9 protein-coding genes are annotated in these 11,851 nt (G+C 72.3%); 5 read left to right on the top strand and 4 right to left on the bottom strand.

Annotation, left to right across the window (positions count from 1 at the left end):
* Positions 1-20: 20 nt before the first annotated feature.
* Complete coding sequence (locus tag AMY39116_RS0331395; protein ID WP_039791865.1) at positions 21-995, bottom strand: aldo/keto reductase; 975 nt, start codon at positions 993-995, stop codon at positions 21-23.
* A 673-nt stretch (positions 996-1,668) separates the two neighbouring features.
* Between AMY39116_RS0331395 and AMY39116_RS46410 the strand changes: the two genes are divergently transcribed.
* Positions 1,669-1,815 carry a hypothetical protein gene (locus AMY39116_RS46410; RefSeq protein WP_157358756.1) on the top strand — a complete coding sequence of 49 codons (147 nt, stop codon included), beginning with the start codon at positions 1,669-1,671 and terminating at the stop codon, positions 1,813-1,815.
* A gap of 58 nt (positions 1,816-1,873) precedes the next feature.
* On the opposite strand, the gene AMY39116_RS0331400 is transcribed toward AMY39116_RS46410, so the two are convergent.
* Both AMY39116_RS0331400 and AMY39116_RS0331405 read right to left on the bottom strand, forming a co-directional pair.
* Positions 1,874-3,268, bottom strand: a complete 1,395-nt coding sequence (locus tag AMY39116_RS0331400; protein WP_020421572.1) for an amidase — start codon at positions 3,266-3,268, stop codon at positions 1,874-1,876.
* Positions 3,269-3,278: 10 nt separating this feature from the next.
* On the bottom strand, positions 3,279-4,274 hold the full coding sequence (locus AMY39116_RS0331405; RefSeq protein ID WP_027936381.1) for a D-2-hydroxyacid dehydrogenase: 996 nt from the start codon (positions 4,272-4,274) through the stop codon (positions 3,279-3,281).
* Between the two features lie 90 nt (positions 4,275-4,364).
* Between AMY39116_RS0331405 and AMY39116_RS0331410 the strand changes: the two genes are divergently transcribed.
* The 4 genes from AMY39116_RS0331410 to AMY39116_RS0331425 all read left to right on the top strand — a co-directional run bounded on the left by AMY39116_RS0331410 (position 4,365) and on the right by AMY39116_RS0331425 (position 7,276).
* The gene (locus AMY39116_RS0331410) at positions 4,365-5,105 is read left to right on the top strand and encodes an Asp/Glu/hydantoin racemase (protein WP_020421574.1); all 741 of its coding nucleotides are present in this window, start codon (positions 4,365-4,367) and stop codon (positions 5,103-5,105) included.
* A 42-nt stretch (positions 5,106-5,147) separates the two neighbouring features.
* Positions 5,148-5,864: a maleate cis-trans isomerase gene (locus AMY39116_RS0331415; RefSeq protein ID WP_020421575.1), complete on the top strand. Its 717-nt coding sequence runs from the start codon at positions 5,148-5,150 to the stop codon at positions 5,862-5,864.
* Positions 5,865-5,867: 3 nt separating this feature from the next.
* Positions 5,868-6,533 carry a GntR family transcriptional regulator gene (locus tag AMY39116_RS0331420; protein ID WP_020421576.1) on the top strand — a complete coding sequence of 222 codons (666 nt, stop codon included), beginning with the start codon at positions 5,868-5,870 and terminating at the stop codon, positions 6,531-6,533.
* 107 nt (positions 6,534-6,640) lie between these two features.
* Positions 6,641-7,276, top strand: a complete 636-nt coding sequence (locus AMY39116_RS0331425) for a hypothetical protein (RefSeq protein WP_157358757.1) — start codon at positions 6,641-6,643, stop codon at positions 7,274-7,276.
* 27 nt (positions 7,277-7,303) lie between these two features.
* Here the strand turns inward: AMY39116_RS0331425 and AMY39116_RS0331430 are convergent, their stop codons facing one another.
* Positions 7,304-11,605 (bottom strand): cation-transporting P-type ATPase, encoded by a 4,302-nt coding sequence (locus AMY39116_RS0331430; protein ID WP_039791869.1) that lies wholly within the window; start codon positions 11,603-11,605, stop codon positions 7,304-7,306.
* Positions 11,606-11,851 lie beyond the last annotated feature (246 nt).

The raw sequence follows: 11,851 nt of genomic DNA on the forward strand, positions 1-11,851 counted from the left end.
GGCGCGGCCCCCGCCGGTGGTCAGGCCACGCCCTCCGGGCTGGCGCCTTCGACCTGGACGCCACGCGAGGTGATCTCCTCGATGCGGGCCAGGTCGTCGCCGGTGAGGTCGAGATTCGCCGCGGCGACGCTATCCTCGATGTTGCGGGCCCGCCGCGCGCCGACGATCGCCACGTGGACGCCCGGCTGGTGCAGGGTCCAGGCGATGGCGAGCTGGCTGACGGTGGCGCCCTTCTCGGCCGCGAGGTTCTTCAGCTGCTCGACGACCTCCAGGTTCTTCTGGAAGTTCGCGCCCTGGAACGCGCTGGAGTTCGCGCGCCAGTCGCCGGGCTCGAAGGTCGTGCGCGGGTTGAGGGCGCCGGTGAGGAGACCGCTGCCGAGCGGGCTGTAGACGAGGACGCCGACGTTGTGCTCGCGGCAGTACGGGAGCGGGTCGTCCTCGATCGCGCGGCGGAACAGGTGGTAGGGCGGCTGCAGGGTCTCGACCGGGCGGGTGCGGTCGAACGCGGCCAGTTGCGCGGTGTCGTAGTTGGACACGCCGACGTGGCGGATCTTGCCCGCGTCGACGAGTTCCTGCAGTGCCTGGGCGGTTTCCTCGGCCGGGGTGTCCGGGTCGGGCCAGTGGACCTGGTACAGGTCGATGTGGTCGAGGTCGAGGTGGCGCAGGCTCTCGTCGACGCCCTTGCGCAACCAGTCGCGGCGGGCGTCTCGGGGCCGGCCGCTGCCCGGGTTGATGCCGCCCTTGGTGGCGATCACGAGGCTGTCGCGGTCGCGTTTCAGCTCGTCGCGAAGGGCGCGGCCGAGGAGGGCTTCCGATTTGCCGAAGCCGTACGCCTGGGCGGTGTCGAAGAAGTTCACGCCGAGCTCACGTGCGTGCTGGATGGCCTGGACGGCCGCGTCCTCGTCGAAGGAGCCCCAGTCGCCGCCGAGCTGCCAGGTCCCGAACGCGATCCGGGAGACGTCGAGTCCGCTCTTGCCCAAAGTGGTTCTCCGCATGGTTCAAGGACAGCACATGGCGCGGTGGGGCGCATCGTGGAGCTGGTCTGGGTGGTTTTGGGTCCTTTGTGGATTTTGGTGGTGGGTGAACGGGTCGTTCATGGTTCGGCGAGTGGACCGCTCGTGCGGGTGCGACTCGCGACTCGACGACAGGGCACCTCGCGCCGCGATGAACGGACCATTCATCACTCGACGAGAGGCCCACTCATGCAGGCGTCACCGGCGGGTCGACGACAGGGCACCTCGCCCGGCGTGAATGGACCGTTCATCGCTCGGCGAGGGGTCCACTCATGCGGCCGCCACTCGCGACTCGACGACAGGGCACCTCGCGCCGCGATGAACGGACCATTCATCACTCGCTGAGAGGCCCACTCACACAGGCGCCACCGGCGAGTCCACGACAGGGCACCTCACACGGCGTGAATGGACCATTCATCGCTTGACCAGAGGTCCACTCATGCGGCCGCCACTCGCGACTCGACGACAGGGCACCTCGCGCCGCGATGAACGGACCATTCACGCCTCGGCGAGAGGCCCACTCACACAGGCGCCACCGGCGAATCGACGACAGGTGCAGCTAGCGCGGCGATGAATGGACCATTCATTGTTCGGCGAGAGGTCCACTCATGCACGCGCCACTCGCGACGCGATGAAAGATGCAGGTCGCGCGGCGATGAACGAGCCATTCACCGCCCAGCCGGCCGCCCAGCTCGCCAAACCGCAGGCCGCCCCACTCAACGCCCGCCCAGCCGCTCAGCTCACCGAGCCGCAGGCCGCCCCACTCAACGCCCGCCCAGCCGTCCAGCTCACCAAACCGTAGGCCGCCCAACTCACCGCCCAGCCAGCCGCCCAGCTCACCGAGCCACCGGCCGCCCGACTCACCGCCCAGCGGGCCGGTCCGTCGGCCAGGGACGGACCTCCTCGAACAGCCTCGCCACCGCCAGCACCAGGTCATCCGAGTGCCGCGGCCCCACGATCTGCAACCCCACCGGCAACCCATCCGCCGTCGTCCCCGCCGGGACGCTGATCGCCGGCTGTTGGGTCATGTTGAACGGGTACGTGAAGGGCGTCCAGTCCGGCCAGCCGCTCATTCCGCTGCCCGGCGGCACGTCAAACCCAGCCTCGAAGGGCGGGACGGCCACCGTCGGGGTGATCAGCACGTCGTACCGCGTGTGGAACTCGCCCATGCGGATGCCCAGCGCCGCGCGCTCCGCGTTCGCCGCCAGGTAGTCCGACGCCGAGTACGTCTTCCCCTGCTCCCACACCTGCCGCAGGCCCGGGTCGATCTTCGCCTCGCAGCCGGCCGGGAAGGTGTCCAGCCACTGCGCGGCGCCGGTCGACCACAGCACGTCGAACGCCTCCCGCGGGTCGGCGAAACCCGGGTCGGCCTCCTCGACCCGCAACCCGGCCTCGTCGAGCGCGGCGACCGCCGACGTGACGATCTGCCGCACCTCCGGGTCCACCCTGGCCCAACCCAGCGTCGGCGAGAACGCGGCGTACAGGCCCCGTACGTCCCGCCGCACGGCCTCGCGGTACGCGCCCAGCGGCGGCTCCAGCGCGTTCGGGTCCCGGTGGTCCGGCAGCGCCAGCACGTCCAGCAACAACGCCACGTCCGACACCGACCGCGCCATCGGCCCGGCATGCGACAACGCCCCGAACGGGCTCGCCGGCCACAACGGGATACGACCGTATGTCGGCTTCAACCCCACGATCCCGCAGAACGACGCCGGGATCCGCACCGACCCGCCACCATCGGTCCCGACCGACAGCTCACCCATCCCGGCCGCGACCGCCGCACCACTGCCACCGCTGGACCCGCCGGGCGTCTTCGCCGGGTTCCACGGGTTGCGCGTCACCCCGGTCAGCGGGTTGTCCGTCACGCCCTTCCACGCCAGCTCGGGCGTGGTCGTCTTGCCGAGCAGCACCAGCCCGTTCTCCCGCAGCCGCGCGGTGACCGGGCTGTCCACCTCCCACGGCTGGTCCCGGTCGACGCACGTCGAACCACGCAGGGTGGGCCAGCCCTGGGTGAGGAACATGTCCTTGATCGAAGTCGGCACCCCGTCCAGCGAGCCGATCGGGTTGCCCTCGCGCCACCGCGCCTCCGACGCCTTGGCGCCCTCGCGGGCCACCTCCGGGTCGACCAGGCAGAACGCGTTGCACTCCCTGTCCCGCTCCTCGATCGAGCGCAGCGCGGCCTCGGTCGCCTCGACGGGGCTGATCTCGCCGGTCGAGTAGGCGGCGACCAGCTCACTCGCCGTCAACAGGGTGCTCATGGTGAACTCCTCACCGATCGGACGGCACGTACCCCAGCTGCTTGTCCACGACATTACGAAGCGGGGCGCCAGTCTGCCAGCGGTGGAAGTTGTCCGCGAACACCTCGACCAGCGTGTCCCGCCACCCGATGAAGTCACCGGACATGTGCGGCGAGACCAGCACGTTCCGCATCGTCCACAACGGACTGTCGATGGGCAGCGGCTCGGTGTCGAACACGTCCAGCGCGGCGCCCGCGATGCGCCCCGTCCGCAGGGCCTCGACCAGGTCGCCGGTGACCACCAGCTCGCCGCGGCCGACGTTGACGAACCGCGCCGTCGGCTTCATCGCGGCGAACACCGCAGCGTCGAACAGGCCCTTGGTCTCCTCGGTCAGCGGCGCCACGGCGACGACGTAGTCGAACGCCGGCAGGTGCTCCACCAGCCGGTCCGACGCGTGCACGTCCCCGAAGTCCGGGTCCCCGGAGCGCGCCCGGCGGCCGGCGCCCGAGACGCTCATCCCGACCGCGCGCAGCATCCGCGCGATCGCCCTGCCGATCGGCCCGGTGCCCACCACCAGCGCCGAGCGCCCGGCGATCCGCTCGGTCTCGCGGTGCTGCCAGCGGCTCTGGCGCTGCAGGTCGAGCGACCCGTGCAGGTCCTTCGCGAAGGTGAGGATGACCCCCAGGACGTATTCCGCTATCGAGTCGTCGAACACGCCGCGCGAGTTGGTGAGCACGACGTCGCTGTCCCGCATCCCGGGGAACATCACCGGATCCACCCCGGCGCTGGCGATGTGCAGCCAGCGCAGCCGGTCCGCCGCGTGCCAGGCGTCCGGCACCGCACGGGAAAGGAAGTCGTGGACAAAAAGGACGTCGGCGCCGCGGAGCGCGTCGGCCAGGCCGGCCTCGCCCGTGTAACGCACGACGGCCGTCGAAGCGATGCGCTGCATGGCCGGCGATTCGGTGAGGTCCCGGGCCTGGTCTTCACCGCACAACACCGCCAGCACCGGATTCTCAGTACCGATCACCGTTGACACGGTAAGAGCCGGTCGTATGATTGTCAACAATCCGAGGAGCCACCCCGGAGGCTTCCTTCAGAACGTCCCGGAGGCTGAGCCTTGGATTTCGACTTCCCTGTCTTCGACGGGCCACTGGCGCAGCGAGGCATCGGAGTCATCGCACCCTTCGACCTGGCGCTGGAGCGCGAGCTCTGGCGCTGGATCCCGATGGAGGTGTCGCTGCACCTCGCCCGCACGCCCTACGAACCGGTGCCGGTCAGCATGGAGATGGCCCAGCTGGTCAGCAACCACCAGCACCTGGCCGCCGCCACCCGCGACGTGCTGCACGTCGAGCCCGAGGTGGTCGCGTACCTGTGCACGTCGGGCAGCTTCGTCAACGGCCTGGACTACGAACGCTCGCTGTGCAAGGCGATCTGCGACGCCGGCGCGCCGGACGCGGTCACCACGTCGGGCGCGCTGGCCGAGGTGCTGCACCTGCTGGACGTCCACAAGGTCGCGGTGATCACCCCCTACGACGCGGACCTGACGGCGAGCCTGCACGACTTCCTCGCCGAGCTGAACGTGGACACCGTCTCCAGCGACCACCTCGGGCTCGGCGGCGGGATCTGGAAGGTCAGCTACCGCACGATCGCCGAGCGGATACTCGGCGCCGACCACCCCGACGCCGAGGCGATCTTCGTGAGCTGCACGAACCTCCCGACGTACGACGTGATCGAACCGCTGGAGGTGGCCCTGGGCAAGCCCGTGCTGACCGCGAACCAGCTCACGATGTGGGCTTGCCTGAGACGCATGGAACTGCCGATCGTCGGCCCCGGCAAGTGGCTGCGCGAAGTGTCCTGAACACCGTAACGTAGGATTGTCTACAATTTGGGAGGTTTGTGCATGGCGACCGTCGGCTTCATCTACCCGGACCACGCCGCGGAGGACGACTACCCGTTCGCCGAGCGGCTCCTGGGTTACCGGATCTCGCTGCCGGTCGAGCACATCTACGGCACCGACCTGCACGCCGTGCCCGAGCTGCTCGACCTGGGCAGCGAGAAGCGGCTGGCCGAGGGCGCCGCGCTGCTCGCCAAGCACGAGCCGGACGCCGTGGTGTGGGCGTGCACCAGCGGCAGCTTCGTCTACCGCTGGCAGGGCGCGCACGAGCAGGTGGAGAAGCTGTCGGCCGCCGCGGGCAAGCCGGCGTCGAGCACGTCGTTCGCGTTCGTCCGGGCCGCGCAGGCGCTCGGTCTGAAGCGGGTCTCGGTGGCCGCGAGCTACCCGGACGACGTGGCGAAGCTGTTCGTGGAGTTCCTCGGCGCGGGCGGCATCGAGGTGGTCGCCATGTCGAGCGAGGACATCGACACGGCCGCGGAGGTGGGCAGGCTGAGCCCCGAGGCGGTCGTCGAGCTGGCGGTGGCGCATGATCACCCGGCGGCGGACGCCGTGCTGGTGCCCGACACCGCGATGCGCACGCTCGGTGTGCTGGGCGCGATCGAGGAGCGGCTGGGCAAGCCGGTCCTGACCGCGAACCAGGTGACGATCTGGGAAGGGCTCCGGCTGACCGGCCAGGTGCCCCGGTGCGAACAGCTGGGCAGACTGTTCGCAGAAGGCAGGTGAACCATGGCCCTGGCCGACATCGAACCGGTGAGCCGGGAGTCGACCGCGGCGATCATCGCGCGGCAGCTCCGCGAGGCGATCATGAACGGCACGTTCGCGCCGGGCACGCAGCTCGGGGAGACCGAGCTGGCAGGCCGGTTCCAGGTGTCCCGCGGCCCGCTGCGCGAGGCGATGCAGCGGCTGGTGTCGGAGGGCCTGCTGCGCAGTGAGCGGCACCGCGGGCTGTTCGTGATCGACCTCGAACCGGACGACGTGCACGACATCTACTCGGCGCGGTTCGCCATCGAGCGGGCCGCGCTGATCCGGGTGCTGCGGCACGGTGACCGGGAGGGGCTGGCCGTCCGGCTGCTGGACGCGGTGGAGGAGATGGCGTCGGCCACCGACGGGGACGAGGTGTCGGCCGCGGACGTCCGGTTCCACGAGGAGCTGGTGGCGGCCTCCGGGTCCAAGCGGCTCGGGCGGATGGCGCGGACGCTGCTCATCGAGACGCGGATGTGCCTGTCCGCGCTGCACCGCACGTACGCGACGAACGAGGAGCGGGTGACCGAGCACAAGCGCATCGCGGAGGCGATCGGCGCCGGCGACGAGGAGCTCGCGGTGTCGCTGCTGGAGGCGCACATGGAGGACGCGGTGCAGCGCCTCGCCCCGGGGACCAGCCTGCACGCCTGATTCGTGCTGCTGTAACGGAAGGTTGCGGGTTCGCGATCTTGGTTTGTCCGCGCGCGGCGCGGGGGAACCGGGAGGATCGCGTGCGCGGGTGGCTGTTGGGTGCGCTGTTGGCCTTGTCCGCGTGCACGGCGGCGGCACCGCCACCGGAACCGGAGGACGCCGCCCCCACGGCGCCGGTGTCCGTGCGGGCGTTGCCCACACCGGAGGACCAGCAGCGCCTGGTGTCCGCGATGCTCACCGACGACGACGGCGCCCTGCTCGACCTCGATCGGGCCGCCCAGGCGGTGCCGATCGGCGAGTCGGACGGCACGGGCTACACGCTCGTCGAGAAGTGCGCCGACGCCCTGACCTCCGACGCGAACATCGTCGCGGCCGAGCGCGCGCAGTGGCAGAGCGCGGACTACGTCGTGACCGAGCTGGCTGTCCGTTACGAAGTGATCGAGGCGTCGGCGGCGGTGTGGGAGGTGCACATGACTTCCGGTTGCCGCGGCGACGTCGGGCCCGGCCGGATCGTCACCGTGCAGGTCCCGCCCTTCTCGGACATCGACGCCGGGGTCGCGTTCTGCACCATCGGCGCGGACGACATGTCCCAGTGCGTCGTCGTCGAGGCCGTGGGGGATCTGGCCGTTGCCGCCGAGGTCAAGCAGCTGGGCAACAGCGATCGCGCTCGCCAGGGGTCCGCCCAGATCTTCGTGCAACGGCTGGCCATCGAGCTGGGACGGAGCTTGGCGCGGGCCGGGTGAACCGGCCCGCGCTCACCCGCGCCTGACTCAGCCCTCGATCGTCCGCCCGACCACCGCGCCCAGTGCCGTCGCCGCGCCCGCGCTGCCCAGCGCCATCCCCCACCCGATCGGGCCGAGCGGCGTGCAGCCGAAGAACTGGCTGACCCCGGGCGTCTGGATCACGGCCGCGAGCAGGGCCACCGACCCGAGGGACGTCGCCAGCACCGACCGGTTCCAGCCGCCCGTCAGGAGCGTCTGCCCGAGCTGCGTGCCGACCAGCCCGGCCAGCGCGACCGTGCTCGCCCGGCGGCCGCGGCCCGTCGCCCGCGCCAGCATCCACGCGGTCGTCGCGCCGAGGGTCGTCACCCCGGCGCGCACGCCGATGTCCTTCTGCAAGCGCTTGCCCAGCGAGCTCTCCGGCCCCTCTCGCAGCAGGTCGGAGCCGTCCTCGGGCCGCCGCAACGCGATCGCCAGCGCAGGCGCCAGGTCGGTCAGCAGGTTGACCAGCAGGAACTGCCGGGCACCCAGCGGCGACCGGCCGGTCAGCGTCGCGCCGAGCACGCTGAACCCGATCTCGCCGAGGTTCCCGCCGAGCAGGATCGCCAGCGCCTCCCGCACCGAGGCCCACATCGCCCTGCCCTCGACGAGCGCCGCGATGATCGTCTCCAGGCGGTCGTCGGTCACCACCAGGTCGGCCGCGGCCCGCGCGGCCGGTGCGCCGTGCCCGCCGAGCGCGATGCCGACGTCCGCGAGCCGGATCGCGGGCGCGTCGTTCGCGCCGTCCCCGGTCATCGCGACCGTGTGGCCGTGCTTCTGGTACGCCTTGATGATCCGGACCTTCTGCGCCGGGCTGCACCGCGCGACCACGTCCACCGTCTCCAAAGTGGACGCGAGCTGTTCGTCGTCCATCGCGTCCAGCTCGGCGCCGGTCACCACGTGCAGGTCGGCGCCGTCCTCGCTGACCTTGCCCGCGATCGCCTCACCGGTGTCCGGGTGGTCGCCGGTGATCATCACGATCTGCACGCCCGCCGCCCGCAGGTCCGCCGCCGCGGCCGCCGCGCTCCCCCGCACCGGGTCGGCGATCGCGACGAAACCCTTGAACCGCAAGCCGGTCACGGCGTCCTCGTCGAGCGTCGCACTGTCCGGAGTGGACTCGGCGACGGCGAGCACCCGCTGCCCGGCCTTCGCCAGCTTCTTCATCCGGCCCGCCAGCTTCTTCCGCCTGCCCTCGTCCAGGTCGCAGCGCGGCAGCACGGACTCCGGCGCGCCCTTGACGCTCAGCACCAGTCCGTCGCCGTTGCGCATCAGCGAGGCGTGGTAACCGCGGGACGGCTCGAACGGCACCGCGTCGACCAGCTCCCAGCCGTCGGTGTGCACGGAAACCCGGCGCGCGCCCTCGACGATCGCGCGGTCCGTCGCGTGCGGCAGGTCGGACGGGTCGTCGGCGTGCGGCGTCGCCCGCAGCGCGGTGAGCAGCACCGACTCGGTCTCGTCGTCCAGGTCCTCGATCTTGCGGCGCTTGTGGCCGTCGTCGACCTCGTGGACCGTCAGCGTCCCCTCGGTCAGGGTGCCGGTCTTGTCGAAGCACAACACGTCGACGCGGCCCAGCGCCTCGATGCTGCGCGGGTTGCGGACCAGCGCGTTGTGCTCGGCGAGCCGCCGCGCTGCCGCCAGTTGCGCGGCGCTGACCAGGAACGGCAGCCCCTCCGGCACCGACGCGACGGCCAGGTTCACCGCGGCGGACAGGCTTTCCCGCAGCGGCACCCGGCGCAGCAGGCCGGCGCCGGCCACCGCGACGGCCGACCCGATCGCCAGCGGCATCGACTTCGAGGTCAGCTCGGCCAGCCGGGTCTCGACGCCGGTCACCGGCGCGTTCTCGCGCGCCATCGCCATGCTGCGGCCCGCCTCGGTGTCCGCGCCGGTCGCGACGACGATGCCGATGGCTTCACCGGCCGCGATCGTCGTGCCCTCGTACAGCATCGACGCGCGCTCGGCGACGTCCGCGGCGATCACCGGCGACGGGTCCTTCGCCACCGGCAGCGACTCGCCGGTCAGCGACGACTCGTCCGCCTCGACGCCGTCGGCTTCGAGCAGGCGGCAGTCCGCGGGCACGACGTCGCCGGAGCTCAGCTTGACGACGTCGCCGGGCACCAGGTCGTCCGCGCTGACCACGCGCTCCCGGCCGCCGCGGATCACCGTGGTGCTGATCGCCGACCGGCTCAGCAGCTCGGCCAGCTGCTTCTCGGTGTGGACCTGCTGGAGGCTGCCGACCAGCGCGGACACGCCGGTGATCCCGGCGACGAGCGCGGCGTCCACCGGGGACCCGACGGACGCGGACAGCGCGGCGCCGCCAATGAGGACCGGGGTGAGCGGGTTGGACAGCTCGTTGATGAACGCCTGCATCAGGCTCGTCCGGCCGCCGCTGCCGGTGCCGCGGGCGCGGGCGCGCTTCTCGGCGGCGTCGTCGCTCAGGCCGTCCGGGTCGGTGCCGAGGCGGTCGAGCACGACATCCACCGGCATCAGGTGCCACGGCGCGGCGTCGCCGGCCAGGCTCGTGTCCCGCTCGGCGAGCTTCTTGGCGCGGCGGTGCGCGTTGGTGAGTGCAACGGCCGCGCCAAGGTTGACCGCCCGCATCGCCCGGTTGGCCGGGCTGCGGCGCCCCGGCTGCAGCGCGCTGACCGCGCCGACACCGGTCGCGCCCTGGGACAGCCAGATGCTGTCGCGGTTGACCTCGCGGGCGGCGGCGATCGCGTCGACGACCAGCGCCGCGATGCCGATCTCCTCGCCGATCAGCAGGTGCGCGCCCCACGGCGGCGGGTCGCCTGGCCGCTGGGTGCCGATGCCGCAGTCGGCGGCGCCGAGCGCGCGCCGGTTGTCGGACACCAGCATCACCACGTGCCCCTCGCCCTGCAGCTCGCGCACGGTCGAGACGAGGCGCTCACCGCCGGGCATGAGCCGGTCGGCCTCGAACGCGGCGTGGCCGCCGTTGGCGCTGACGACCTCGACGTTCCCGCGCCGGGCGGCGGCGATCACCGCGGCCACGCCCGGCGGCACCTGCCTGCCGAGGCCGATGACGGCGGTCAGCTGCTGATCCCGCACCAGGCCGAGGACCGCCGCGGCGCCACGCTTCTCCAGCTGCTCGCGCTCGTGCGCGCCCTGGTCGACGCCCAGCTCGTCGAGCGGGCCGAGGCGCCAGCCGTCGTCCTCGTGGACCTTGCCGGGGGTGTGCGCGTCGAACAGCTGCCAGGCACGTTCGACCAGCTCGCTGGCGTCGCCGTCGCCGACAGGGACGAGGTCGTTGAGGACCATGCGCCCGGTGTCGAAGGCCTGCTCGTCGAGGACGAGGGTGTCGATGGCGTCCAGGTGTCGCAGCACCCCGCGGTCCATGACGAGCACGCCCTCGGTGGCCAGGACGCGGCCGAGGCGCGCGCCGAACGCGGTGCGCCCGGCCTCGGCGGCCTTGGGCAGCGCGGCCAGGCCGATGCCGATCGCCCGGCGGGGGCGCGCGAACGGCAGCGAGACGGCGGCCGCGGCGGCGCCGAGGTTGAGGATGCGCTGCTCGTACTGTTCGACCGGGCCGTCCGGGATCTCGCGCGGCCGCTCGACGACGACCGGTCCGGCTGCGGCGTCCTCCGGGCCGTGGATCAGGCGGCTCTCCGCCTGGCACCACAGCCGTTCGTGCGCGCGGGCCTCACGCCACTGCTCGGCGCGCTGGATGATGTCGACGACCGTGCCCTCGCCGCCGGAGGCCAGGCCCTGCGCGAACGCGCCGAAGGCCGAGGTCGCGGTGTCGGCCTTTTCCCGGCTGCCGACCCGCTCGGCGGCGATCTTGCGCAGGCGCGGGTGCAGGTCGACGACGTTGGGCAGCGCGGCGATCTCGGTCGGGATCGGCGCCCACGGCGCGAGCCGGGTGATCAGCGACAGGCCGAGGCCGAGGGTGTCGGCGGCCAGGGTCGGCAGGAGGCGGGTGCCGCGCAGGCCGTCGGCCGGGTGGTGCAGCTCGTCCTCTTTGATCTCTTCGCCGACGCCGTTGGGCGCGCCCTCGGCCTCCTCGACGACGCGGATCAGCTCGTCGCTGTCCGGGGCGGGGTCGTCGACGCCGATGATCAACCGGGAGGAGGGCGCGTTGACCCGGGCCCACGCGACGCCCGGGTGGCGCTGCACGGCCTGCTCGATGCGCTGCGTGACCGCTTCGCCGCCCGGCCCGTGCACCCCGTGGGCCTCGATGTGCAGCCGTCCAGGGCAGGACCACACCCGGCGGCGGGGCCTGCTCAGCGGCGACAACACCGCCCCGGCGAGGCCCTTCACCGCCGACACCGGACCGGGCACCCGGACACCCAGCAACTCCATGAACCACTCCCGCACCTCGACGCTCCAGGTGCATGGGGTTGCCCACTACGGGTGAAGATATGCCTGCGGCCGCAGGTCGGCCCCGGATTTCCGGGACCGGCCATGCGGCTGCCTCGCGATGGTTTGCCCGCCCGGGCAGGCGAGCCGACCGCTCCGGACGCCGAGCTCGCCGTTTCCGGCGGCGAGCTCGCCGAGGCGGCACTGCCCGCCCGGCCGGGGACGCACGCCAGGGCGGGCTGGGCAGCG

This window comes from Amycolatopsis sp. ATCC 39116 (assembly GCF_000231075.2).
Classification (GTDB): Bacteria; Actinomycetota; Actinomycetes; order Mycobacteriales; family Pseudonocardiaceae; genus Amycolatopsis_E; species Amycolatopsis_E tucumanensis.

Coding starts and splice junctions, on each gene's coding strand:
- AMY39116_RS0331395 (WP_039791865.1), bottom strand. CDS start 995: ATGCGGAGAACCACTTTGGGCAAGAGCGGACTCGACGTCTCCCGGATC.
- AMY39116_RS46410 (WP_157358756.1), top strand. CDS start 1,669: ATGAACGAGCCATTCACCGCCCAGCCGGCCGCCCAGCTCGCCAAACCG.
- AMY39116_RS0331400 (WP_020421572.1), bottom strand. CDS start 3,268: ATGAGCACCCTGTTGACGGCGAGTGAGCTGGTCGCCGCCTACTCGACC.
- AMY39116_RS0331415 (WP_020421575.1), top strand. CDS start 5,148: ATGGCGACCGTCGGCTTCATCTACCCGGACCACGCCGCGGAGGACGAC.
- AMY39116_RS0331420 (WP_020421576.1), top strand. CDS start 5,868: ATGGCCCTGGCCGACATCGAACCGGTGAGCCGGGAGTCGACCGCGGCG.
- AMY39116_RS0331430 (WP_039791869.1), bottom strand. CDS start 11,605: ATGGAGTTGCTGGGTGTCCGGGTGCCCGGTCCGGTGTCGGCGGTGAAG.